Origin of the sequence: Streptomyces sp. NPDC001604 (genome assembly GCF_042893475.1) — a bacterium.
Taxonomy (GTDB): Bacteria; Actinomycetota; Actinomycetes; order Streptomycetales; family Streptomycetaceae; genus Streptomyces.
In genome coordinates this window covers 142009-166778 of record NZ_JBIAUY010000017.1, presented here as the reverse complement: position 1 = coordinate 166778, position 24770 = coordinate 142009, and the positions used below count along the sequence as shown (strand labels likewise).

Genomic DNA, 24770 nt, shown 5'->3' with positions numbered 1-24770 from the left:
CTCATGCCTGGCCCGGCGGGCGGGCATCATGAAGGGGAGCGAACGGGAGGCATCGATGGAGGCTCCGTCCGAACTGGGAGACTTCCTCAGGTCCCGCCGGGCCGCACTGCGCCCGGAGGACGTCGGCATCACCCCGCATCCGACCCGCCGCCGGGTCAGCGGGCTGCGCCGCGAGGAGCTGGCCATGCTCGCCGGGGTCAGCATCACCCACTACACCCGTCTCGAGCAGGGCCGTGCCCTCAGCGCCTCGGACTCCGTGCTGGACGCGATCGCGCGCACCCTGCGGCTGACCGACGACGAGACCGCGCATCTGAAGGACCTGGCCCGCCCCACCGCCACCGCCGCCCGCCCCACCACACCCCGCGCGGAGCAGGCCAGCCCCTCGGCACGGCAACTGCTGGCGGCCATGTCGGAGGTGCCGGCACTGGTCCTGGACCGCCGCAACGACGTACTGGCCTGGAACCGGCTGGGGCACGCGCTGCTCGCCGCGCATCTGCCCGCGGACAGCCCCGAGACGCCGGCCACCCGGCCCAATGTGACGCGGATGCTGTTCCTGGACGACCGCTACCGCGCCCTGTACACGGACTGGCACGACGAGGCACAGCTCGCGGTCGCCTCGCTGCGGCTGATCGCCGGCCGGCACCCCGACGACCGCCGACTGACCGAACTGGTCGGCCAACTCACCGTTCAGTGCGACGAGTTCGCTTCCCGTTGGGCACGTCATCCGGTGCGCACCTGCACCTCAGGGGTCAAGCAGCTGCGTCACCCGTTGGTCGGCACGATGGACCTGAGCTTCGAGAACCTCGTCATCCCCGGCTCGTCCGGCCAGCGCCTGATCGCCTACACGGCCGAACCGGGCTCGCCCTCCGAGGCGGCTCTGCGCCTGCTGGGCAGCGCGGCCGCACCGGAGACCGAGAGCACCTCTGCGGCGGTGTGATGCCAGGTCTTGCTGACCGGCCGGGAGGGAATCGCCTCCCGGCCGGTGCCCTTTCAGGCGCCGCGCTGCCCAGCCAGATACGGTAGGGACGGATACACGGGTCAGATCCAGAAGCTCGACGCCCTGCGCGGCCACCGCCTCGGAAACGTCAGCGCAGGTCAGAGCGATTCGAACAAACACCACCAGCCACAGAGTTGAACTCACTCGTGTCCTCGTTGTCAGGTTCGGCGTGGTCGGCCGCGGCCTATGTCTCTCGGCGCAGGACGAGCCCGGTGATGAGCGCCGTGACCGCCGTAAGAGCTGCGCCGATGACGGCGACGGTGTTGAGTCCGTGGACGAACGCGTGCACAAGGGGCGTTCAAGGGCCGGCCGGGCGGCGACCGGAGCCTGAGTGGTGATCGCTTGGGCTCCGCCTCCGGTGAGTTCCTGGGCGGTCGCGTGGGCGCCGGTGACGTGCCTGGTCAGTGCGGAGTTCGCGACCGCAGCCATCACGCTGGCGAAGATGGCGACACCGACGGCGTAGCCGAGCTGTTGGAAGGAGTGAACGCACCTGCGGCCATGCCGGCGCGGCGGTGCGGGACGGATTCGATCGCGGGGGTGGTGGCGACCGGGAAGACCATGCCCATGCCCAGACCGCCGACGAACAGTCCGGCGATGACGCAGCCGCCGGTGAGCCGGGGGCAGACCCGCTTGTGCCAGGGCGCCGACGGAGACCAGCGGAAGGGCGACGGGCAGCGAGTGGCGCGGGAACAAGCGGCGCAGCCGGCGCCCGCCGTCATCGGGACGATCATCGACCCAGCGGAGCTGGGCAGCATCATCAGGCCTGCGCCCAGCTGGGACAGGCCGGTCAGGGACTGCAGCCAGATAGAGGTTTACGCCAAGAAGCCATAGGCGGTGAACTCGCCGACGAACATGGCGACCAGGGCGGCGGTGAAGGCGGGCCGGTGCAGCAGCGCCAGATCGAATATCGGATGGTCGGTCGCACGCTGTCGCAGCACGAACGCGGGCAGGGCGACGGCACAGACACCGAAGGCGACGAGAGTCCCCGATCCGGTCCAGCCCGAGGCGTGGGAGCGGATGGTGCCGTAGAGCAGGGAGCTTGCGAACAGCGCGAACAGCAGCATGCCCGCCACTTCCAGGCCCGGCAGTGCGCTGCCGGGCCGGTTCAGCGGCTTCGGCACGACACGCACGGTCAGCACCAGGGCCGCGATGGCGATGGGGATGTTGACGAAGAAGATCCTGCCCCAGCCCAAACCCTGGGTCAGGATGCCACCGGCTCTCCGAAAGCCGACAGAGGGGCAGTTCTACAACTACTCGATGACGAACTGCCCGACGCCCCTCACCTTATCGAACTCGTGCGCGCAGCAAGGTGCTTACGGAATTCTGGAATCGGGTCGAGTCTGCGCGGGTCACACAGACGACCACACGTGGGACGGAAGAGAATCTTGGTGTTTGAGATGCGACCGAGAAACCCATTCGAAGAATAGTAGGGAATCCTGAACCGGAACTCTTTACGGCAAAGGTCCACAGCGGTAGACAAAGAGCCCTGAAATGGAATTCCGCCGGGCGATCGGCCACGACACCGGCACGGGGGGAGAGAGAAGACCTTGGACGGATTCACCATCGCAGGGCCCGTCATAGGGCGGACAGCTCCAGAGGGGGTTGGCCATGTCTGCCCCGGCGGCTGTGCAGGCGTTTCTTAGTGGTGTCCAGCTCTACGACCAGACCAACGACATCGCGACACTCGACCATGCCATCACGGCAGGACGGATGGTCGTCTCCACGGAACAGGACATCGAGACCTGGCGCGTGATGATCACAGTGCTGGGCCAGGCTCTGCTGCGCCGGTACGAGGCAACCCGTGACCGAGACGCCCTGGCCGAGTCGGTCCAGGCGTTACGCACTGTCAGCCACAACTTGCCGGTTGGGCACAAGACGCGTCCCAAGGCTCTGCTGACCCTCGGCCAGGCGCTGCGGGAGGCTGCCAACAACGAGGGGCGGATGGACATCGCGGACGAGGCCATCCACTGGTTTGAGCAGTGCGCGACGATACCGTCCGGGGTCCGGTCCGACGCCTACTTCGGGCTGTCCACCTGTCTCAAATTCAAGGCTGACCGCACTGGCGACCCTGTATTGCTGCAGCACGCTGCAGGAGCGGCTCGGTACGCGGTCGGCTTCGCCCCGGACTCAATGCTGCGAGGGAGGAACCTGCTGTACCTGGCCACTCTGCTTGCGCTCTTACACCGGAAAACGGGGCAGCCCGATGCCATCCGGGAAGCGGTTGAAGCGTGTAAAGAGGCAGTACGACTGAGTCCGGAGGGGCCGGAGCGGCGGAACCGCGAGAAGACGGCGGCGGTACTCCAAATCCAGGCCGATTCCGGGTGGTGGCTGGAATGACCGAGGACCATGAGCCCGTGGAGTACGCGATCACCGCTCTGTCGCCCCAACTCGCGACACGCACCAACCGCGGCGGTGAGACCATCGCCCGCTTCCGCTGTCCACGCTGTCAGGGAGGAACCGCCCAGGTCGTCACAGATGCTCTCCCAGCCAAGGGCATCCTTCCGTGGACCCGGGCAGGCGCCCCGTCCGTGCCGGAGCCCAATGTCATCGAATGCCAGTGCGGGCAAGCGCATCCCGGGCGCCCGGAGAACGCTCCGGCGTGGGGATGTGGCGGGTACTGGAACGAACTCGCCGCTGATGACTGACGCCGACGCCGACAATCCGGAACTCGCCTACCCGACCGTCGACGACCTTCGCTGGGCCCGTCTGGCCCGTGAACTGCCTTTCAAGGAACTGGACGCCGTACGCCGTCAAGCCGAACAGTGGCGCAATGCCATCGGCGGCGCAACAGCCCTTTTCGGCATCGCCGCCCTGGTGCGCGGGCGCAACGACCTCACAGCGGTCCCGGCCGGGTGGCGCACGGCGACCGCGCTCGTGCTGGGGGCTGCGTTCCTGGCCTTGCTCATTGCGCTGGCCGTCGCCGCCTACGCGTCGTTCGGCCGGCCTGGCATCCGCGTCCAGGCGCAAGGTGCCGCCTACCGCAGGTGGAGCGCGGCACGCGCCCGACAGATCGGCAGACTCGTCCCGATCGCCGCCGCATCCGCCGGGCTGGGAGTCATCCTCACCGCGGCGGCAGTCGGCCTGACGTGGCTCGCCCCTGCTGCCGAAACGCCCCAGCAGTACGCCGTGCGCAGTGTCAACGGCTACGCATGCGGGGAGCTCGTCGGCATGGAGGAGGGCCGGTTGATTCTCCTCATCAGGACCGGGAGCAGTGCGGAGTCGTGGACCGTACCGCTGGCCCAGGTGAGCCACATCGGCAAGGTGGTGACCTGTTGACCGATAGGGACCGACGACCCGACCTTGCCTTCGCGATCGGCATTACCGAGTACGACCGTTTGGAGGTCGCCGACCTGCCATCTGGAGCGAAGGAGATCCGCCGCGTGTTCGATGCACTGGCAAGTGGCGGATTTGTAGTCGCCCCAGAGCCGCTGATCGGCCGCGCGGACCGCGAAGCGATTCTTGCCCACCTGTCCAAGCTCGACCAGCCCGCGCGTCGGCTGCTTGTCTACTGGAGCGGTCACGGTGTCTCCGACGACACAGGCTCGTGGTTGTGCACCAGCGAGACGGACCTCGACGACCCGGGCGGTACCGGCGCCCTCGACCCCCGGACGGTAGCGAACGTCCTCGGCGCCCTTCATCAGGCGTCGCAGGTAGTCATGCTGCTTGACTGCTGCGGTTCCGGAGACGCGGCCCTGGACATCGCCACGGCGATCACCCTGTCTCCGCCACCGAACGTCCCGACTCACCACGCGCCGCCAACGGTTTCGCTGATCAGCGCCACGTACGGCGGTGGCAAGGCGACGCCGATGCTTTTCGCCAACGCGATTGCGAACGCGCTGACCAGCGGACCGCCGTCCCGGCTGTGGCCTGCGCAAATGAGCGAGATCTCACCGCAGGAACTCGCCGAGGCTGCGTCCGGCTGGCTGAGGACCAATCTGGCCTCCCGCACCCAGCGGGCGCGCGCCGTAGGAGTCCAGTCCGGGACAGGATTCTTTACCAACCTCGCATACGACCCCAACACACGAGACGTGCTGATCGCATCGGATCTGTCGATCCGGCGGAGCACAGTCCTCGACGAGGTGCGTAACTGGCACCGTTCAGCCAGTTGCGGGCTGTTCCTGCTGACCGGATCCATGGGCACAGGGAAATCCACAGTCGTCGACCAGTTGGTCGCCGAGCACACCGACGATGTTACCTGGATCAAGATCGCCTTGAGCAAGCTGGATCTCCGGTCGGTCACCGCCGACCTCGCGCTGCGCCTCCAACTGGACGGCGCGGGCGAGCTGTTGCCGGAGGCACTCATCGAGACGTACAACAGCGCAGGGCGACGCGGAAATCTCGCATTCGACTCGTTGGACGAGGCGGAGCCGGCGAGCCGACTCGAGATCGTCCGGCGACTGCTGCTGCCCCTGGCCGTCCTGCCGGGCGTGCACGTGCTGGTGGCTCATCGAGCCACCACCGGGCACACCGACCGTACGGACGAGATAGCGGAACTACAAGCGGCAGCGACCGGACACAACGATCTCGATACCGACCCCGCTGCCGAACGGGAAATCCAGCGACTCGCCATCCGGATCCTCGAGTCGACCCCCAATTCGCCGTACCGCCAGGACGTCGATCTTGCCCGCCGGATCGCCGGCGTAATCGCCGCCCGCAGCGGTGGCATCTTCCTCTTGGCCGCCAACGTGGCCAACCGCCTTGCCCGGGAGTCGTCGATCTACGAGCCCGACGACGACGCGCTGGCCGAGATGCTGACCGCCGGCATCGGCGGCGCCATCGCCTGGGACTTTCGGAATCGAGGGATGGACGCGGACCGCCTCCTGGACGTGCTGACGCCGCTGACCTGGGCCGCCGGTCCCGGGGCGCCCATCAATGACATCTGGCCGGCGATGGTGAACGCGTTGCGCCCCAACGGCAGCCCGGCCCTCACCGAGGACGACATCCGTAACATGCTCGGCCAGATCGGCGAGTTCGTCACCGCCGTGCCGACTGGCCCCGGCTCGGCACCAGGCAACTGCCTCTACCGGCTCAGGCACCGCGCCATTGCCGAATACCTACGCGCACGGGCGGGCCGGACCGACGAAGAGGCACATCAGCTCATCGCCACAGCGCTGAAACCGGCGATCGGCGGTTGGCCAACGGCGCCCCCGTACGTGCTCGACCACCTGGTCGAGCACGCCGACCACGGGGGCACCCTGCTCGATCTGTTCGCCGACCCTGACTTCATGGTCTTCTCCGAGCCGCGTCGTACGCTCATAGCCGTTACCCGGGCGGAACGGAACAATCGGCGCTCACCGACCCTGGATCTGTATCTGCGGGCCGGCGCCCGACTCGCCGACAACCCCATCGAGATGCGGGTGTTCCTTCTTCAAACACTGCGCCGAGAAGGACGACGGATCGGCGCACCGGAAGGCCGACCCTACTCGGTGAGCGCACCGTGCCGCACCCGATGGACCACCGCGTCGAGCCCGTCGAGCCACCGGCTCATCCGGATCGGTCCCGAGAGACTGGACGGATTCACAGCGATCCGGACCACGACTGGCTCGCGTCTGGTCGCCGCCAGTAAGAGGCCGAGGACCAGCGGGACCACGGCCGAGTCCGGTATCGAGGTGTGGGATCCCTCGTTCACCGTGCCGTTGCAGGTCCTGCGCGGACGCGCGGGCAAAGAGATCACGGCGATGGCCTCAGCCCCGTACCAGGACGGGGACGAGATGCTGCTCGTGGCGTACGGCCAGCGCAACAGCCTTCTGGAGGCACGGCTGATCAATGGCGACCGTGTGCTGTGGGTTCGGAACGAGGTCGAGGCGTACGAGTTGTCATGCGTGTGGGCCGGCGACTCCTGGGCGGTTGCCGCCACGGACCTCTCCCAGGTGGTACGGCTGTTCCGGGCGAGCAACGGTCATCCGCTCGGCGCGATCGGCGGCTCCGGCGGCAACGTCAAGTCGGTGATCGGATTCCATGCCCGGGGCATCAACGTCATCTGCGTGGTCACCGACTGGGAGCTGACGTTCTGGGACGCCGCCGGATTGCGCCCCCTCGGCGTGATCCGGCTCGACCAGGCCTGGAGCGCCGCCACCGTGGTTCATCACGGCCAGGCTCCGTTGATCGTCGGTGGGCGTCATGACGGCCGCCTTGAACTGCGCGACGCTGCTGATGGCCGGTCGGTCGCCGTGGCGGCCGACGATCTGGGCCGTATCGCCGACCACATGATCGGCATGAATTCATCGGTGGCCGTGGCTGCGGGAGCCGAGGTGTCTTGTTGGCGGACCCAACCGATCGAGCGCGTGTTCCGCTACGACGGACATGCCGCCGATGTTGCCGGCGTCGGTGTCATTCGGGACGAGATCGGTCACGAGTACATCGCCAGCGCCGCGGGAGATGGCTCTATCCGGGTGTGGACCGATACGAGGACCTTACGTTGGGACAAATGGCACTCCGATCCGACTACGGGCAACTTCGAGCGTGTCCATGCCGCGCGCGTCGATGGCCGGGCGGTCATCCTCGTCGAGGATGTGCTCTCCTTCGTGCTCTTGGACCAGGCCGACGGAAGTCTTCTGACCCGGACCGACAAGAAGCACTTCCGCAGCCGGGCGGAGAGCCAGGCCTCGGATCTGGACCGGTATGACGTCTGGGCGGTCGCTCTGCTCGGAAACGACTCCGTCGCGGTCGCCGGTCAGCACGAGGGCGCCCAGGTGATGTGGGGTGTCGACACCCTGACCGACTACGCGTTGCCGACGCCCGGCGCCCCATACGACCGCCATGCCCGCGCCCTGGTGCATACACCCGGCGGGCCGCTGCTCGTCAGCGGTGGCGGCCGGCACCCGGTCGGCGTCTTCAAGATCACCGGGGGCCTGCAATGCTGGCTCGACTGCCCCGCAGGCAGTTCGCCGCAGTCGGCTGTCGCCGCCGCAGACAGCGAACTCGTCCTTGTGCAGCTGCCGAACGGTGATCTTGTGGTGCACGACCCGGTCGACGGCAAATCCCGCGCCCGGATACGGCTCGGTTCGGTTTCGGCCGGAACTCAGACGCCGCCGGTTCCGCTCACCGCGGTCTGCGACTCCCAGCGGGCCACCGCAGCTGCCCTCGTTTCCATGCCGCACCTTGGTGTGCACTGGGTCGATTCGTCAGGGGCGCGCCGGTGGATAGCAGTCGGCGCGCACGGGCAGCGTGCCACCGTCGTGCGCGTCGCCGACCGGCGTTTCCTGGTGCTCCCGGACCGTGATCGGGTGCTGCTCGTGCGCCCCGAAGACGGATCGATCGCGGCAGCGATCCCGTTCCTCGGGCAGGTGAACGATGTCGTGTCGCCCGCACCGGGCCTGTTGTGCCTGATCGTTGCGGCACGCGTCGTTCTGATCGAACTCGCTGAGGACCTGTCCTGACCGACCACCGCAGCTCACTTGGAGATGTCCAGATCATGACATTCGAGAACCTCCCGCTCACGGAACAGATCCGTTACTGCCGAGAGAAACTCGCGCGCCTCCACGAACTCGAGACTCAGGTACGCAACATGCCGAGCACCCAGCAGAACCGCGAAACCCTGCGTGACCTGGCAACCGCCCGCGGCGAGTACACCAAGGCGCTGAAGCACCTCGAGAATCCTTCGCTGTGGCAACGGACGAACCGGTGGGTCAACAGGTGGGCGGCCGAGGACCGGGCGAAGGAAGCTGCGCGGAAACGCCGGCAGGGATGCACGAGCTGCAATGGCACAGGCCGAGTCACAGGCACCGGGAACTGGTTCGAGAGCTGCCGCTCGTGCTACGGCACCGGGGAGTACCGGGAGTACCTCTGAGCAATTCCAGGTTTTCCGATGACGGCGGTGGCCCTGAGCGACACGCACCGACGTCCAGACGCTCGCACAGCCCACCCACGACTCCGTCCACCAGCCGTAGGCCGATACGTCCGCGCAGGTCAGAGGGATCCCAATCCTCGCTACTGGCCCGGTGTCGAACGCACGAGCAGCGGATCCAGCCCCGGGGCCCAACGCCCTGAATCCGCACCTCAGATGAGACGTTTCCGCAGGTCATAAGCTGCACAGCGGGGCGGGTGGGACTCGAACCCACGGCCGACGGATTATGAGTCCGTCGGGGCAGCCTGGCTATCAAGCGGTAGACGTGCGGTGGCTGGATCAGCCGTCGACGGCAGCACCGGGCAGTTGAGGCCGGCCCGTCCCGCGGGGACGGACCGGCCTCCACTGGCTACGGCGTCACGGTCACCCCGGGCGCCATCTCGGCGGTCCCGTTGGTGAGCTTTCCGGAGCCGGTGGCGCCTTCGGAGCTGACGAAGCGCAGCTCGTGGTTGGTGCCTCCCGCGTTGCAGACGGCGAGCAGGAGCGTGGACTGGTTGGCCGCGTAGGCGTTCTGGACGAAGGAGGTGATGTCGACGGTGATGTCGCGGCCGTCGATGGCGTTGCCCTGGTGGGTCCCGCCGCCCTCGGGGACGATGGTCGAACCGAGGGTGAAGGTGGCCGACTTCGCGACGGAGGAGGTCGTGGCGGTGAAGCTCGGCCGGTTCTGCCAGGTCATGGTGTTGATCGGGCAGGACGTGCCGCCGCCGGTGCAGGTGGTGTCGCTGACGGGCTGTACGAGGAGTTGGTCGGTGTCGGTCGACGGGACCGTCGAGTAGCGGTGGCCGACGTAGGTGAGATGGAGTGTCGCCTGGGTCGGTGCCTTGGTGAGGCTGCTGATGGGGAACTGGATGTAGGAGAGCTTTCCGTCCCCGGATCCTGTGGTGTACTGCTCGCCCATCAGTCCGGTCCCGGTGTTGCGGGTGATGAGGGTCAGGTCCGAGGAGTTGTTCTTGGTCTGGTCGCCTGTCCACGCGCCCACCCAGGTGTCACCGTTGGTGGGGGCGCCGGCCTTGACGTTCTGGGTCTGGCCGTTGGCGTCGGTGTAGGTGGTGGTCAGCGTGCCGATCCCGCTCGTCGTCAGCGGGAGCTGGCTTGTGTATTCGACGAGCTGGCCGGCGACGCGGATGTTGTTCAGCGTCACGTTCGTGGCGCCGTTCAGCGAGCTGCTCGTGTTCTGCTGCGAGAACCACACGTTGTCGAGTTTGAAGGTGCCGATCGGGGCCCTGGTGTACGTGTACGCGGCCCCCGAGCCGTCGGGGTTGGGGGCGTACCCGTAGGTCGCTTGCTGGTCGGCGGTGATGGTCTGGGTGGATCCGTTGCCGCCGTTGAGCCCGATCGGTCCCTTGGTGAACCGGGAGGTGTCGATCGAGCTGTTCTTCACCACGATGCTCTGGATGCGCGGGTACGGGTTGGGGCTGTTGTGCGTGAAGATGCCGCCGGCCGCCGGCGACACGGAGTTGAAGTTGTCGAACGTGTAGTTGGTGAGCCGGTACCCGTACGGGCTCCATCCGATCCGGATCGCGTTGCCGGCGGCGACGGACCAGTTCAGCGTGTTGCTGACCGAGATGTTCTTCGAGTCCTCGTTGTCCCAGTGGTAGTTGTTGAACCCGAGATCGTCGGCGACGGTGTCGTGGGCGGCTACCGCGTTGACATAGCCCTGGACGTCGGCGCTGGAGGTGCCGAGCTGGAAGTTGTTCCACACGCCGGAGGCCAGCGGGGTGAATCCGTCGCTGGGGTTGTAGTGGCCGGAGGCGAACGCGTCGTCGTTGCCGAGGGTGAAGACACCGTTGGCGGTGATGTCCTGGCCGCTCGCGAAGTCCGTCCCGTCGATCCACGGCTGGCGGTACGGGGTGAGGGCCTTGATGTTGTTGAACGTCACGCGGTTGGCGCTGTGGGTCTCGTAGTTCCACTGCTTCGCGTTGCGCTCGTAGGTGTCGTTGAACGTGATGTCCGACGAGTGCATGACCATGACGCCGCCCTGGTGCTGGCTGCGGTAGGCGTCGTGCAGATCACCGCTGCTGGAGGCGTTGTAGTTCGCCACGCCGTTGCCGTCGAAGACACCACGGCCGTCGATTTCGATGTTGCTCGAGTTGATGATCCCGATCGCCGGCTCGAACGCCTCCATGTACGCCTGGATGCGGTTCTTCAGCAGGGCCCCTTCGTCGGTGTAGATCTTCAGCTTGCCGCCCTTGAGCTTGCTGCCGTCCAGAGCGTTGACCAGGAGACCGGACCACACGTACGTGCCGTTCGGGAAGTAGAGCGTGTTGAGCGCCGTGGGGTTGGCCTTGATGGTGTCAAGGGCGGCCTGCAGGGCGTACGTGACGTCGCCCGCGGCCATCGCCCGCACCTTCGGGTACCGCACATTGACGCTGCTCGCGCTCACCAGGCTCCCGGCCGAGGTTTGCTGACCGGCGGGTATGGCCGTGCCGTCGACGGTCTTGCCGGCCATGGAACTCGTTGTCGCGGCGGGAGCCTTCTGGGTCGCGCTGTTGGGGTGCGCCGCGAGGTACTTCGCGGCGAACTCCTGGAAGTTGACGACACCGGTCTGCAGGTTGACGCCGGAACCGTCCGGTGCGCTCGTGGTGTTCGGACGCTGCGCCGGGTCCTCCAGAGGGTCGTTGACGATCGCCAGGTAGGGCTGTCCCGTGGCGTTGGTCGAGTCGCCGTTGACCATCACGATCGCCTGGTTCAACCCGGCGGCGGCTGACATCTGGAAGGTCAGGGTGTGCTTGTCCGCGCTCACCGAGACGCTGCCGGCGGGGTAGTAGCGCGCCGGGTAGACGTTCACCGTGTCGATCGTGGTGCTGGGCAGCGTGACCGTGATCGTCGGTGTCCGGGAGTCCGACGCGAAGCGCGCTATGTCGAAGTTGTGGCCGTTCTCGGTGTACTGGACAGCCTGGACGGGCGTGCCGGCGACCTGCACCTGGTACTTGGTGGACGCCACGTCCGGGGAGGTCGTCGTACCGCCCCCCACTCCCGTCGGGGCGTAGGTGTGGACGGTGGTGGCGGCGTGCGCGGGGACGACGCCGGTGAGCATGAGGCTCGCCGCCGTGATGGTGGCGCCGGCAGCGGCCGCGATGAAGCGCTTCACACGCGAACCGCGTCGCGCCGGGACGGGGTTCGGGTCGGCGTCGCCGCCGGCCGGTCTGATCATGCCTGTCTCTCCTCCGGACGAGACCTTTCCAGGTCTGTTGAGGCGCTCACCGCCTGCTGGAGACGGGGGCGGAGCATTCGCAAGGGGTCAGGGTGACAACAGCACCACGTTGACCGATCCATGGGATCCAGCGTGGCGGGGACGTTACTGCCGCATTTCCGGAACCGTCAATGCTCCGCGCACGTCGAGTAGCGAAAAGAATCATGACCTGCGCCTGGCGCCCTCGCCATGCTCCGTAACGGCTGGAGCACTGCCATGACGCAAAGTCTTGCCCTGCCGCGACAGCCGTCCTACAGTGACGCCACTTTCGTGGATCGATAAATGTTTCGGGGAGACTACGTGGTGACGATGGCGGATGTGGCCGCGAGGGCGGGAGTCACCAAGCAGACCGTCTCCAACGTGGTCTCGGGCAAGAAGGTGCGGCCGGAGACCCTGGCGAAGGTGAACAAGGCGATCGCCGAACTCGGCTACAAGCCGAACCTGGTGGCGCGCTCACTGCGCACCGGCAGCACGTCGACGGTGGGGCTGTTCGTGCCGTCGGTGGCCAACGCGTTCTATTCGGAGGTGGTCGAGGAGGTGGAGAACCTCCTGGTCGGCCACGGATACAACCTGCTGCTCGCCACGACGCGCGACGATCCCGACTACACCCGGGCCCACCTGGAGAACCTCACCGCGCGCTCGGTGGACGCACTGCTGGTCGCCGGGGACAACGGCGTCGAACAGCAGCTGCCGATGCTCGCCGCGGCCAACTTCCCGGTCGCCCTGTTCGCCTGGGAGGGCGACCCGCCGACCACACTCCCGGTGGTGTCCATCGACTACCAGCACGCCGGGTTCCTGGCCGGGTCCCACCTGCGGGATCTCGGCCACCGGAACGTCGCTGTGGTCGCTGACCTCCCCGCGCACACACCGCGCGTCGAGGGCCTGCGCCGGGCGTTCGGCGCCGACGGGCTGGACGACCGCAAGGTGTTCGCCTGCACCAGCGACGACGCCGCCGGCGGTTTCGCCGCGGCCTGCGCGGCGCTGGAGGCGGATCCGGAGCTGACGGCGATCTTCGCCACCCACGACATCCTGGCCGTCGGTGCCATAGAAGCGGTGGTCCGGTCCGGGCGGCGCATCCCGGACGACGTCAGCGTCGTCGGCTTCGACGACATCGCCCAAGTCGGGCGGATCCGACCGGCATTGACCACGGTCACCTTCCCCAAACGCGAGATGGCCCAGCAGGCCGTCGAACTGCTGCTGCGAGCCGTCGACTCGGGCCGGCCGCCGACCAATGTCGTATCGCTACTGCGCCCGACCCTGACCGTCCGGGACAGCAGCGGCCCCGCCCGACGCGACCGCTGAGCACTTGGCGCCGCCTGACCTGCCACGGCACACCCCCATGAGCCGCCGGCGCAGTCCTTCCACGCCGTTTCCCGCCATGACGGGGCATTTGGAGAGGAAACACCTTTGCTGATGAACGGCCTCGACCCCAATGCCTACGTCGAAGACCGGTCGCCGGGCACCGGACGGCTGCGGCCGCGCGCCGCGTTCGCTTCCGACCTGCCCACGATCGCGCTCGACGGCGACTGGAGATTCCGCCTGGCGTCCGGGCTGGACGACCTCACCGAGGACTTCGCCGCGCCGGACTTCGACGACACCGCCTGGGACCTGCTCGCCGTGCCGTCCTGCTGGCAGATGACCGGCCTGCCCGGCGAGCCGCGCTACGGTGCCCCGGCCTACACCAACATCCTGTACCCGTTCCCGGTCGACCCGCCGCGGGTGCCCCGGCAGAACCCGACCGGCGAGTACCGCCGCGAGTTCGAGATTCCGGACGGGTTCCCGGCATCGGCTGCGGTGCTCCGGTTCGAGGGCGTCGACTCCGCGTTCGCGGTGTGGCTCAACGGGATCCGGCTCGGCGACGGCAAGGGCAGCCGCCTGACCACCGAGTTCGACGTCTCATCCGGTCTGCGGCCCGGCCGGAACGTCCTGGCGGTGCGCGTGCACCAGTGGTCGTCCGGCAGCTACCTGGAAGACCAGGACATGTGGTGGCTGTCCGGGATCTTCCGGTCGGTGACCGTGGCCGCCCGCGGTGTCGAGGACTTCTTCGTCCACACCGCCTACGACCACACCACGGGGCAGGGCACCCTGGCCATCGACGTCACCGCCCCCACCCGGGTGTCCCTGTCCGTGCCCGAACTCGGCATATCCGCCGCCGATCCGGCCGGCCCGCACGTGATCGACGGCATCGAGCCCTGGTCGGACGAGCAACCGCGCCTGTACACGGGGGAACTCGTCTCCGACGCCGGGGACCGCATACCGCTGCGCATCGGCTTCCGCACGGTGGCCGTCGTGGACGGCGTCCTGACCGTCAACGGCAGGCCGATCTCCCTGCGGGGCGTCAACCGCCACGAATGGCATCCGCTGACGGGGCGAACCCTCACCGAGGACACCATGGTGACCGACGTGCTGCTCATGAAGCAGCACAACATCAACGCAGTGCGCACCGCCCACTACCCACCCGACCACCGTTTCCTGGACCTGTGCGACGAGCACGGCCTGTGGGTGTTCTGCGAGGGCGACCTCGAGACGCACGGCTTCGAACCCGGCGGCTGGCGGCGCAACCCCAGCGACGACCCCGCATGGCGCGAGGCCTACCTCGACCGGACCGCGCGGCTGGTGGAGCGCGACAAGAACCACCCCTCGGTCATCGTCTGGTCACTGGGCAACGAGTCCGGCACCGGAGCCAACCTGGCCGCCGCGGCCGCATGGATCCGCCAACGCGACGACAGCCGCCTCATCCACTACGAGGGCGACTTCGCGAGCTGCGCGTACGTCGACCTGTACTCCCGCATGTACATCAATGTGGACGAGCTGTCCGCCGTGGGACGCGGCCAGGAGGCACCGACGGCTGATCCGGCCGACGACGCGCACCGCCGCGCCCTGCCGTTCGTGCTGTGCGAGTACGGACACGCCATGGGCACCGGCCCCGGCGGGCTGTCCGAGTACCAGCAGGTCATCGAGGCACATCCGCGCCTGGCCGGCGGATTCATCTGGGAGTGGATCGACCACGGCATCGCCCGGCTCACCGGGCAGGAGGACCCTCACACGTTCTACGCCTACGGCGGCGACTTCGGCGAGGAGGTCCACGACGGCAACTTCGTCGCCGACGGACTTCTCTTCCCCGACCGCACACCGTCGCCGGGCCTGGTCGAGTACAAGAAGGTCATCGAACCGGTCCGGATTCACATCGACCCGGCGACCCGGCAGATCAGCGTGCACAACCTGCACCACGTCCGCGACACCCGCTACCTGGGCTTCCAGTGGACCGTCGAGGACGGCGGCGAGCCGGTGGGCTCCGGCGGCCTGACCGTGCCCGCGACCGCGCCGGGCGCGACGACGACCGTCGACTGGCCCGCCGACGTCACCGCCGCGCTCGATGCAGCGCGTAAGAACGGCTCCGGCGACGAGGTGTGGCTGACCGTCACCGCGGCGCTCGCGGCCGACGAGACCTGGGCCGCGGCCGGTCACGAGATCGCCTGGGCGCAGGGTCTGGTCGTCGCTCCCGCCGTTCCGCCCGTCCCCCTCACGCCGACGCCGGCGATCGCCCACGACGGGGACATGACCCTGGGCCCCGCGCGGTTCGACGCCCGCACGGGGGTGCTGACGCAGCTCGGCGGCCTGGAGCTCGACGGTCCGAGGCTGGACGTCTGGCGGGCCCCGATCGACAACGACCTGCTCAGCGCCTTCGGCGAGCCGCAGATCGACGCCTGGCTCGCCGCCGGACTGCACCGGATGCGCCACGATGTCCTGCGCGTCGAGCCCGACGCGTCCGGACTCACGGTCACCGCGCGGCTGGCCGCCGCCGGGTCCTCCGCCGCGCTCGGCGTGGTCTACCGGTGGACGGCCGGCGACGGACCGGACGCGGGCCAGGCCCGGCTCCGGCTGGAATGCGCCGTCACCCCCGACGGCGCCTGGTCGGTGCCGCTGCCCCGGCTGGGGATCGCGATGTCGCTGCCCGGCACCGACGCCGAAGTCGAGTGGTTCGGCCTCGGTCCCGGCGAGGCGTACCGCGACTCCCGTACCGCCGCTCGCACAGGCCGCCACCGGTCGACCGTCTCGGCGATGCAGACCCCCTATGTCCGCCCGCAGGAGAACGGCAACCGCCACCAAGTCCGCCGCAGCCGGATCACCACCGCGGACGGCACCCTGCTCATCACGGGCGACCCGGTCATCGACCTGACCGTACGTCCTTGGAGCACCGCGGCCCTGGCTGCCGCGGCCCACCAGCACGACCTGGTCGGCGACGGCCGACTCCATCTCCACCTCGACCACGCGCACCACGGCCTCGGCAGCGCGGCCTGCGGTCCGGGCCCGTCGGCAGCGGACGTCCTGGCCGCGGTCCCGACTGTGTTCAGCGTGGAGTTCAGCACCAGTCGGTAGGCGGGCCTGGCCGCCCGCCCACCGACAGTCCAGCAAGTCAGTCCCCATCACGAAGGGTTTCTCTCACATGGACAGCACCACCATACGCAGCCGCAGACTCCTGGCGCTCGCCACCGCGACCGCCATCGCGTTCGGCGTCGGCGCATGCAGCAGCGACAAGAAGGATTCCGCCGAGGGGTCGGGCCAGGCCGGGCCGGTGAACATGGAGTTCTGGGGCTGGGCCGGCTACGAGAAGATCGTCGACCAGTGGAACGCCTCCCACCCGAACACCAAGATCACCTTCAAGAAGATCCCGTCGGGCCCCAAGGGCGGCTACACCCAGATCAGCAACGCGCTCACCGCCGGCAAGGGCCCGTGTCTGGCCCAGATCGAGTACCAGAACATCCCGTCGATGCTCGTGAAGAACTCGGTCATGGACATCACGCAGTACGCGAAAGACGGTATGGACAAGTACATCCCGTCGGCCGTCTCAGCCTCCAGCGTCGGCGGCAAGATCTACGGGGTTCCGGTGGACGTCGGCCCGATGGTCCTCTTCTACCGCAAGGACCTGTTCGCCAAGTACGGCATCAGCAAGCCACCGGCCACCTGGGCCGAGTACAAGGCCGACGCCGAGAAGGTCACCGCCGCCGACCCCAGGGTGAAGTTCGGCACCATGCTCGGCGACGCCGGCAGTTTGGCGTCCTTCACCTTGCAGACCGGTCGGTCCTGGTACTCGACCAAGGGAGACAGCTGGACCGTCAGCATCGACAACCCCGGCACCCGCAAGGTCGCCTCCTACTGGCAGGACCTGAAGGACAAGGGTCTGGTGGCGAAGACCGGCAGCGCCTGGGACCCGCAGTTCGACAAGGCCTCCGAAGCCGGCAAGGTGCTGACGTTCGTCGGCGCGGCCTGGGCCGCCGGCGGTCTGAAGTCGGACCTGCAGAACCTGTCCGGCAAGTGGAGGGTCGCCCCGATGCCGACCTGGGAGGCCGGTGACGGCAAGAGCGCCAGCAGCGGCGGCTCGGCCACCTCGGTGATGACCGGGTGCAAGACGCCCAAGGAAGCAGTGCAGTTCGCCGATTTCCTGTCCAGTGACCCGCAGGCTGTGAAGTCGGGCATCGAAGGCGGGCTGTACCCGGCGTCGAAGGCCGGACAGGAAGACCCGTCGCTCACGGGGGGTGACCCGTACTTCGGCGGCCAGAAGGTCGGTGACGTGTACAAGGCCTCCGCCGCGCAGGTGCCCAGCACCTGGACCAACGGCCCGACCTTCCAGCAGGTCGAGACGGACTTCACCGCTGCCATCGGTAAGGGCACCCTGCCGGACGCGGTCACCGAGGTCCAGGCCTCGACGGTCGCCGCGATCAAGAAGCTCGGACTGTCGGTGACCAACGGCTGAGGCAGCGGAACTCCAGCCGCCCCGAGGGATTCCCGCGGCCGCCCGTGGCCGGCGCCGCGGGAACCCGCTCCCTGACGACGAACCGCCCAGCGAGGTTTTCCATGAGCAGTCCCAGCAGCACCCGGACCGCGTCACCGCCGCGACCGGCGCCCGCGGCCACCCGCCGCGTCTCCCACGCCGGTCGGCCGCGGCGCACCGGCCGCCGCAGCGCGCTCACCGCGTCGGGTTTCCTGGCGCCGTTCGCGGTGCTCTTCCTGTCCATGATGGTCGCGCCGATCTGTTACGCGATCTACCAGAGCTTCTTCACCGTCCACCGCGCGGGGCTGTTCGGCGGTGCGCAGACCACGGAGTTCGCGGGACTGTCCAACTACGCCGACGCCTTCAAAGACCACGACTTCATCGCGTCGATCGTCCGGGTCGTGCTGCTGGGCTGCGTCCAGGTCCCGGTCATGCTCGGCCTGGCCCTCCTGCTCGCGCTCCTGCTGGACTCCCGCTCGGCCCGGCTGCGGAAGACCTACCGGCTCACGTTCTTCCTGCCCTACGCGCTGCCAGGTGCGATCGCCGCGGTGATGTGGTCCTTCCTGCTGGTGAAAGACCTCTCGCCGTTCACCGGACCGCTGTCCCACCTCGGGATCCACACCGACTTCCTGTCGCCGTCGTGGGTTCCGGTCTCGATCGGGAACATGATCACATGGGGCTGGACCGGCTACAACATGCTGATCATCTACTCCGCGCTGCAGACGATCCCGGCCGAGGTGATGGAGGCCGCCGCGCTCGACGGCTGCACCGGTTGGCGCCTGGCGTGGGCGGTGAAGATCCCGCTGGTGCGTCCCGCGCTCGTGCTGACCACGGTCTTCTCCATCATCGGAACGGCGCAGATGTACACCGAGCCGGCGGTGCTGGTCGGCGCGCGCATCCCGGGCGTCGACCCGAAGTTCACCCCGATCATGAACACGACCCTGGGCATGGACGTGGGCGGCCAGAACCTGGCCGCCGCCGAGTCCGTCGTGCTCGCGCTGATCACCCTCGTGCTCTCGTTCGGATTCCTCAAGTACAACCAGCGCAAGGGAGCGATGGCATGAGCGTGATCCGGGCCGACCGACCGACCCGACCGGCGCGCCGCGGCACCGACATCGCGAGCAAGGCCGTCGTCAACGGCGTGCTCGGCCTGATGGCCCTGTACACGCTGATCCCGCTGTGGTGGCTGTTCGTCTCCTCGACCAAGGCCTCGGGCTACCTCTACACCGGTACGCCGCTGTGGTTCTCCCACTTCGACCCGGTCACCAACATCAAGAACGTGTTCAGCTTCCAGGACGGCATCTTCTCCACCTGGCTCGCCAACAGCGCGCTGTACAGCCTCGTCGGCGCCACCGTCGGCACCCTGCTGTCCGCGATGGCCGGCTACGCGCTGTCCAAGTTCACCTTCCGCGGCCGTGAAGGCGTGTTCAACGTCATCCTCGCCTCGGTGCTCATCCCGGCGCCGATGTTCGCCCTGCCGTTGTTCCTGCTCATGGCCAAGCTGGATATCACCGACTCCTACTGGTCGGTGCTGCTGCCCAGCTGTGTCAGCCCGTTCGGCGTCTACCTGTGCCGGATCTTCGCCGCGTCGTCCGTCCCGGACGAACTCCTGGAGGCCGCACGGATCGACGGAGCAGGCGAACAGCGCACCTTCTTCCGGATCGCCCTGCCGCTGATGTCCCCGGCGCTGGTGACCGTCTTCCTGTTCCAGTTCGTCGCCATCTGGAACAACTACCTGCTGCCCTCGCTCATGCTCAACACCCCCTCCCTGCAGCCCGTCACGGTAGGCCTGGTGCAGTGGCGCGCGGAGTTCGCCAACGGAGTGCCGCCACTGGTGCCGATCACCGGTGCGTTCCTGTCACTGATCCCGCTGCTCGTCGCCTTCGTCAGTCTCCAGCGGTTCTGGCGCAGGGGCCTGACCGCAGGTGCCGTCAAGTAGCGCGTTTGCCGCCCCACGCTCATCCTGACCCGCAAAGGACCACTGCATTGCCCCGCGCCCACGTCACTCTCGACAAGCAGGCCGTCATCGCTCCTGTCCGGCGCCGCACCTTCGGCTCGTTCGTCGAACACCTCGGCCGCTGCGTGTACACCGGTCTCTACGAGCCGGAACACCCGAGCGCGAACGACGACGGATTCCGTATGGACGTCGTCGAACTGGTCAGGGAGCTGGGCACCAGGACCGTCCGCTACCCAGGCGGCAACTTCGTGTCCGGCTTCCGCTGGGAGGACTCGGTCGGCCCACGCGACAAGCGGCCGGTCCGCCGCGACCTTGCCTGGCATTCGCTGGAGTCGAACCAGGTCGGCCTGGACGAGTTCGCCCGCTGGCTCAAGCTCACCGACTCCGAGATGATGCTCGCGGTGAACCTCGGCACGCGGGGCATCCTGCCCGCCCTGGACCTGCTCGAGTACGCCAACCACCCCTCCGGTACGGCACTGTCGGACCTGCGTGTCGCCAACGGCACGCCGGAGCCGCACAACGTGCGCATGTGGTGCCTCGGCAACGAGATGGACGGCCCCTGGCAGACCGGCTTCATGACGGCCGACGACTACGGCAAGCTCGCCGCCCGTACCGCCGGCGCGATGAAGATGGCCGACAAGGACCTCGAACTGGTGGTCTGCGGCTCCTCCAACTCCGGGATGCCGACCTTCGGCGACTGGGAGCGCACGGTGCTCGAGCACGCCTACGACCACGTCGACTACGTCTCCTGCCACGCCTACTACCAGGAGCACGACGGCGACCTCGGCTCCTTCCTCGCCTCGGCGACCGACATGGACTACTTCATCGACACCGTCGTCGCGACCGCCGACCACGTGGGCTACAAGAAACGCTCCAACAAGAAGATCAACATCTCGTTCGACGAGTGGAACGTCTGGTACCAGAAGGAGCACGAGGAGTCCGACGAGGTCAACGACGAGTGGCGGCACGCCCCCCGGCAGCTGGAGGACGTCTACTCGGTGGCGGACGCTGTCGTCGTCGGCAATCTGCTGATGACGCTGCTCAAGCACAGCGACCGCGTCACCTCGGCCTCGCTCGCGCAACTGGTCAACGTGATCGCGCCGATCATGACCGAGCCCGGCGGCCCTGCCTGGCGGCAGACGACCTTCTACCCGTTCTCGATCACCAGCCGGCTCGCCGCCGGTGAGGTGATCCGGCCCGTGATCGAGGCGCCGACCTACACGACGGCACGCAACGGCGAGGCGTCTGTCGTCGACGCCGTCGCGACCGTCCACGAGGACCGGGCCGCCCTCTTCCTCGTCAACCGCGGGCTTACGCAGGCCACTCAGGTCACGGTCGACGTGCGCAGCCTTGACTCCTCGCGGATTCTGGAGGCGGTCACACTCGCCGACAAGGATGCCTACGCAAAGAACACACTCACCGAGCAGAACCGCGTGACCCCGCACGCGAACCCGAGCGCGATCCTGTCCGACGGGCTGCTCAGCATCGAGCTGCCGCCGGTGTCGTGGACCGCAATTGCGCTGGGCTGAGAACCGCGACCACATGACGGCGGCCCCGGTATCTGCGTACGAGTGAACGTGGCCCGGCAAGATTTCCGTGAAGCAGGGCGCATGCCACCGTGCGCCGGTGACGCTCCGTCACGTACAGCGGCCACGTCGGCGATTGTGACGACCTCGTACGGATCTTGTCTCCGCACCTGGATGCTGTGCGAGTGGAGCGAGTGTGGGTGGCGGTCGGCGTGGCCCGCATCGCAGCCTGCACCCGCGAGTTGACGGTGGCGTGCACGGATTGCGGTCGCGGTTCTGCGCTGCTGCACAATGCCGGGCCGGCTCTGCGGCCGGGCCCCCCGGATCGAGTTGTTGGAGGGACACGCCCGGTCCGGCGACGTACAGGCCGCCAAGGCCGCGGGAGACGAACTGCCCTGGGCCGTGCGGGCATGACCACCCTGCCCCTGCGGGACCGTACGGCACTGGTCACCGGCGGAGGGGGCTGCCCGCTCGAGCGGGCCTTCTCCTTGACATGGAGCGCGCTCCAATACCTAGCGTTCCGGGCGGATGAGTCCGGCCAACGCAGGAGGCAGCAGCATGAACGACGTCCCCACCCGGTATCTGGGCGAACTGGAGGTTTCCGCGCAGGGCCTGGGCTGCATGGGCATGAGTCATGCCTACGGCGCCACGGACGACGCACAGTCGATCGCGACGCTGCACCGCGCCCTCGACCTCGGGGTGACGCTTCTGGACACCGCCGACTTCTACGGCTCCGGGCACAACGAGGAGCTGATCGGGCGGGCCATCGCCGGGCGCCGTGACGAGGTGGTGCTGGCCACGAAGTTCGGTTTCGCCAACCGCCTGGGCGAACCCACCCGGGTGCGCGGCGACGCCGCCTACGTGCGGGAGGCATGCGAGGCCTCGCTGCGGCGGCTCGGGGTCGACCACATCGACCTGTACTACCAGCACCGGGTCGATCCGCAGGTGCCGATCGAGGAGACCATCGGCGCCATGGCCGAGCTGGTGCAGGCCGGTAAGGTCCGCTACCTCGGTCTGTCCGAGGCCGGGGCGCAGACCATTCGGCGCGCGCACGCGGTGCACCCGATCACGGCGCTGGAGAGCGAGTGGTCGCTGTGGACCCGTGACCTGGAGGCGGAGATCGCCCCGGTCTGCCGCGAACTCGGCATCGGCCTGGTCCCGTTCTCCCCGCTCGGGCGCGGCCTTTTGACCGGCCAGTACCGCTCGACCACGGAGATGGCAGACAACGACATGCGGCGCAGCCAACCGCGTTTCGCCGACGGCAACCTCGAACAGAACCTTGCGACCGTGGCCAAGCTGGACGAACTGGCTGCCGCGAAGGGGATCACCGCCGGCCAGCTCGCCCTGGCCTGGGTGCAGCACCAGGGCGACGACGTGGTGCCGATCCCCGGCACCCGGCGGCAGCGGTACCTCGAGGAGAACCTCGCAGCCCTCGCCGTCGAGCTGTCCCCCGAGGACCTCGCCGCCATCGAGGCCATCGCCTCGCCGGAGCAGATCGCGGGCGCCCGCTACGACGCGACCAGCCTCACCTTCGTCAACCGCTGAGCCTTCCCCACCTCCACCTCGTGTACGACCGGTGCGGGCGCCCACCCCGAGGGCGTTTCCCCGCCTTCCCGGAAACCGGTCGCACACGGGGAATCGGCACGCTCCTGCAGTCACATCGCCTTGCTGTCCTGGCAGTCGCATAAAGGCCCTCGCCCCACCCCAAAAGAGCGATCGAGGTGACGGCGGCCGGGGAAGTGACCTCCAGTTGACTGCGCGTCAACGGCTGGGCGGCCAGCCCCTGTCCGACGCCGTTTTCCCCCCGTGCGTTCCCACTTCGGCGGCGAGCGCGAAAGCCGCGCGGGCCTTATCGGCTCTGCGGCCGCCACTTCCGCGCCGCCAGGAACGCCAGCGCGCCGCCCGCCACCAGCAGGAGGGCAGTGCCCGCCCGCAGCAGGACTCCGTCCGCGCCCGTGGCGGCGAGCCCGCCGCCGGTCGTCGTCCCGTTCCCGGTTCCCGCCCCGGAGCCGGACGGGCTCGCGGTGGCCGTGGCCGACGCGGACACGGAGGCGCTGGGCGACGGGCTGGACGTCGCCGAGCCGGTGGCCTTCACCGTGATGGCCGCGGTGTCGTTCGCTGCGTCGTCGTCACGGTTGGGGTAGTCGGGGTTCTCCACTCCCTTCACGCTGCCCCGCGCACCCGGGACGATCCGGTCGATCCGCACCGTGAATTCCTGGGTCACGGAGTCGCCCGGCCGGAAGTCCGTACTGCCGATGGCGCAGGTGTAGCTCTTCGCGCCGGCCTTGCGCGGTGTGCAGTTCCACAGCGGCCCGGGGTCGCCCTGCTCGCCGGGGCCGGGGGCGCCGGTGATGGTGGTGCCGGCGGGTGGGGTCACCACGAAGGTGCCGGAGTTGTCGGCGTCCATCCACCGGAAGTCCATCCGGCCCGGCCCGTTGTTCCGCACGCCCACGGTGATGCTCACGGTCTCGCCTACCTTGCCCTCGACCGTGTCACCGAGCGCCTGGTAGTCGGCGTGCTGGGTGGTGGCGAAGGTGCCGTACCCGGGGCCGGTGAAGCCGGAGCCGGGGGCGACGGACTTCAGGCCGAGCGGCGTGCCGGTGCCGGTGTGGGGGAAGTCGGACGGGTCGAAGGAGTCGGGCGCGGTGCCGCCGACCGGCCACACGACGTAGGTGTTGTAGCCGTACATGGTGTCCGTGGCGGCGGTGTAGCGCAGCGGCGCGTTGGTCTCATAGGCCGAGCCGGGCGCGACCGGGGTGTCGAACCGGCACCAGGCGCCGCCCTCGGGGTGGTCCGCGTAGTGGCAGTTGGAGTGGTCACGGGCCAGCGAGACGCCGTCAGAGTCCTGCACCAGCAGCATGACGCCCTTGTCGGCGGAAGCTTTGCCGGAGTTGGCGAAGGCCGGGGTGCGCTCGAAGACGGCGCCGGGTGCGATGCCCTTCAGCGCCGGATAGGGCCGGAGGACGAGCTTCGGCCCGCCGACCAGGACGTCCGTCTTCCCTGTCACGGTAGGCGCGTCGGAGGCGGTGGCGGTGTAGGTGATGGCACCGGTGTCGCCCGCCTTGGCGGCCGCGGTGGGCTTCAGGAAGAACGGGTCGATCGACTCCTTGCCCGACAGCGGGCCCACCGCGCACTTGACCTTGAGGGCTCCGGTGCTCACGCAGTCCCCCGTGACCACCATCGTCGCCTTCCCGGCGAGGGACGACGCGTCGACCACGACGGAGACGTCATGGGCGTCCCCGCCCGAGGCGGTGATGCCGAGGTCCAGGTTCGGGCCCTCGCCCTCGGTGGGGAGGTAGTAGTTCTCCTGGGCGTTCAGGACGAGCGTCGTTCCGGCGGCGTGCGCGGCCGGGGTCGAGACTGTCAGGGCGGCAGTCGTCAAAGCGGCGGCCGCCGCTGTCCGCAATATTCTAGGTATCGTCAGCACACTTCATGGACACACCAGACCAACGGATGGTTGCGCCCAGGCAGCTGTCGG

Annotated in this window: 16 protein-coding genes; 11 read left to right on the top strand and 5 right to left on the bottom strand. The window is 68.4% G+C overall.

Annotated elements, in window-relative coordinates; all coding sequences use genetic code 11:
* Window positions 1–55 precede the first annotated feature (55 nt).
* Complete coding sequence (locus tag ACFY1E_RS35920) at window positions 56–937, top strand: helix-turn-helix transcriptional regulator (protein WP_389083696.1); 882 nt, start codon at window positions 56–58, stop codon at window positions 935–937.
* 488 nt (window positions 938–1425) lie between these two features.
* Here the strand turns inward: ACFY1E_RS35920 and ACFY1E_RS35915 are convergent, their stop codons facing one another.
* Window positions 1426–1728: a hypothetical protein gene (locus ACFY1E_RS35915; RefSeq protein WP_389083693.1), complete on the bottom strand. Its 303-nt coding sequence runs from the start codon at window positions 1726–1728 to the stop codon at window positions 1426–1428.
* Between the two features lie 81 nt (window positions 1729–1809).
* Entirely contained in the window at window positions 1810–2190 is a 381-nt protein-coding gene (locus tag ACFY1E_RS35910; RefSeq protein ID WP_389083691.1) for a hypothetical protein, read from the bottom strand.
* A 415-nt stretch (window positions 2191–2605) separates the two neighbouring features.
* Here ACFY1E_RS35910 and ACFY1E_RS35905 point away from each other — a divergent pair, with 415 nt between their 5' ends.
* The 3 genes from ACFY1E_RS35905 to ACFY1E_RS35895 all read left to right on the top strand — a co-directional run bounded on the left by ACFY1E_RS35905 (window position 2606) and on the right by ACFY1E_RS35895 (window position 8376).
* A complete protein-coding gene (locus ACFY1E_RS35905; protein ID WP_389083689.1) occupies window positions 2606–3334 on the top strand; it encodes a hypothetical protein in 729 nt (242 codons plus the stop codon).
* A gap of 300 nt (window positions 3335–3634) precedes the next feature.
* Window positions 3635–4273: a hypothetical protein gene (locus ACFY1E_RS35900; RefSeq protein WP_389083686.1), complete on the top strand. Its 639-nt coding sequence runs from the start codon at window positions 3635–3637 to the stop codon at window positions 4271–4273.
* Window positions 4270–8376 carry a hypothetical protein gene (locus tag ACFY1E_RS35895; RefSeq protein WP_389083684.1) on the top strand — a complete coding sequence of 1369 codons (4107 nt, stop codon included), beginning with the start codon at window positions 4270–4272 and terminating at the stop codon, window positions 8374–8376. The genes ACFY1E_RS35900 and ACFY1E_RS35895 overlap by 4 nt, the downstream gene beginning before the upstream one ends.
* 14 nt (window positions 8377–8390) lie before the next feature.
* On the opposite strand, the gene ACFY1E_RS35890 is transcribed toward ACFY1E_RS35895, so the two are convergent.
* Window positions 8391–8585, bottom strand: coding sequence for a hypothetical protein (locus tag ACFY1E_RS35890; protein ID WP_389083681.1), 195 nt, complete (start codon window positions 8583–8585; stop codon window positions 8391–8393).
* 607 nt (window positions 8586–9192) lie between these two features.
* A complete protein-coding gene (locus ACFY1E_RS35885) occupies window positions 9193–11997 on the bottom strand; it encodes a DNRLRE domain-containing protein (RefSeq protein WP_389083679.1) in 2805 nt (934 codons plus the stop codon).
* A gap of 348 nt (window positions 11998–12345) precedes the next feature.
* Here ACFY1E_RS35885 and ACFY1E_RS35880 point away from each other — a divergent pair, with 348 nt between their 5' ends.
* From ACFY1E_RS35880 to ACFY1E_RS35850, 7 genes are all read left to right on the top strand, one after another.
* Entirely contained in the window at window positions 12346–13338 is a 993-nt protein-coding gene (locus tag ACFY1E_RS35880) for a LacI family DNA-binding transcriptional regulator (RefSeq protein WP_389083878.1), read from the top strand.
* Between the two features lie 111 nt (window positions 13339–13449).
* Window positions 13450–16416: a glycoside hydrolase family 2 TIM barrel-domain containing protein gene (locus tag ACFY1E_RS35875; RefSeq protein WP_389083676.1), complete on the top strand. Its 2967-nt coding sequence runs from the start codon at window positions 13450–13452 to the stop codon at window positions 16414–16416.
* A 67-nt stretch (window positions 16417–16483) separates the two neighbouring features.
* Entirely contained in the window at window positions 16484–17791 is a 1308-nt protein-coding gene (locus ACFY1E_RS35870) for an ABC transporter substrate-binding protein (protein ID WP_389083674.1), read from the top strand.
* Window positions 17792–17892: 101 nt separating this feature from the next.
* Window positions 17893–18873 (top strand): carbohydrate ABC transporter permease, encoded by a 981-nt coding sequence (locus tag ACFY1E_RS35865; RefSeq protein WP_389083672.1) that lies wholly within the window; start codon window positions 17893–17895, stop codon window positions 18871–18873.
* Window positions 18870–19748: a carbohydrate ABC transporter permease gene (locus tag ACFY1E_RS35860; RefSeq protein ID WP_389083669.1), complete on the top strand. Its 879-nt coding sequence runs from the start codon at window positions 18870–18872 to the stop codon at window positions 19746–19748. Before ACFY1E_RS35865 ends, ACFY1E_RS35860 begins: the two co-directional genes overlap by 4 nt.
* 47 nt (window positions 19749–19795) lie before the next feature.
* Complete coding sequence (locus ACFY1E_RS35855; protein ID WP_389083666.1) at window positions 19796–21295, top strand: alpha-N-arabinofuranosidase; 1500 nt, start codon at window positions 19796–19798, stop codon at window positions 21293–21295.
* A 555-nt stretch (window positions 21296–21850) separates the two neighbouring features.
* Window positions 21851–22837 (top strand): aldo/keto reductase, encoded by a 987-nt coding sequence (locus ACFY1E_RS35850; RefSeq protein WP_389083664.1) that lies wholly within the window; start codon window positions 21851–21853, stop codon window positions 22835–22837.
* A gap of 304 nt (window positions 22838–23141) precedes the next feature.
* Here ACFY1E_RS35850 and ACFY1E_RS35845 read toward each other — a convergent pair whose 3' ends face one another.
* On the bottom strand, window positions 23142–24674 hold the full coding sequence (locus ACFY1E_RS35845) for a hypothetical protein (protein WP_389083661.1): 1533 nt from the start codon (window positions 24672–24674) through the stop codon (window positions 23142–23144).
* Window positions 24675–24770: the final 96 nt, after the last annotated feature.

Bases quoted from the DNA above. Each gene is read 5' to 3' on its own strand.
- ACFY1E_RS35920 (WP_389083696.1), top strand. From the start codon at position 56: ATGGAGGCTCCGTCCGAACTGGGAGACTTCCTCAGGTCCCGCCGGGCC.
- ACFY1E_RS35915 (WP_389083693.1), bottom strand. From the start codon at position 1,728: ATGATCGTCCCGATGACGGCGGGCGCCGGCTGCGCCGCTTGTTCCCGC.
- ACFY1E_RS35905 (WP_389083689.1), top strand. From the start codon at position 2,606: ATGTCTGCCCCGGCGGCTGTGCAGGCGTTTCTTAGTGGTGTCCAGCTC.
- ACFY1E_RS35900 (WP_389083686.1), top strand. From the start codon at position 3,635: ATGACTGACGCCGACGCCGACAATCCGGAACTCGCCTACCCGACCGTC.
- ACFY1E_RS35885 (WP_389083679.1), bottom strand. From the start codon at position 11,997: ATGATCAGACCGGCCGGCGGCGACGCCGACCCGAACCCCGTCCCGGCG.
- ACFY1E_RS35880 (WP_389083878.1), top strand. From the start codon at position 12,346: ATGGCGGATGTGGCCGCGAGGGCGGGAGTCACCAAGCAGACCGTCTCC.
- ACFY1E_RS35875 (WP_389083676.1), top strand. From the start codon at position 13,450: ATGAACGGCCTCGACCCCAATGCCTACGTCGAAGACCGGTCGCCGGGC.
- ACFY1E_RS35870 (WP_389083674.1), top strand. From the start codon at position 16,484: ATGGACAGCACCACCATACGCAGCCGCAGACTCCTGGCGCTCGCCACC.
- ACFY1E_RS35865 (WP_389083672.1), top strand. From the start codon at position 17,893: ATGAGCAGTCCCAGCAGCACCCGGACCGCGTCACCGCCGCGACCGGCG.
- ACFY1E_RS35860 (WP_389083669.1), top strand. From the start codon at position 18,870: ATGAGCGTGATCCGGGCCGACCGACCGACCCGACCGGCGCGCCGCGGC.
- ACFY1E_RS35850 (WP_389083664.1), top strand. From the start codon at position 21,851: ATGAACGACGTCCCCACCCGGTATCTGGGCGAACTGGAGGTTTCCGCG.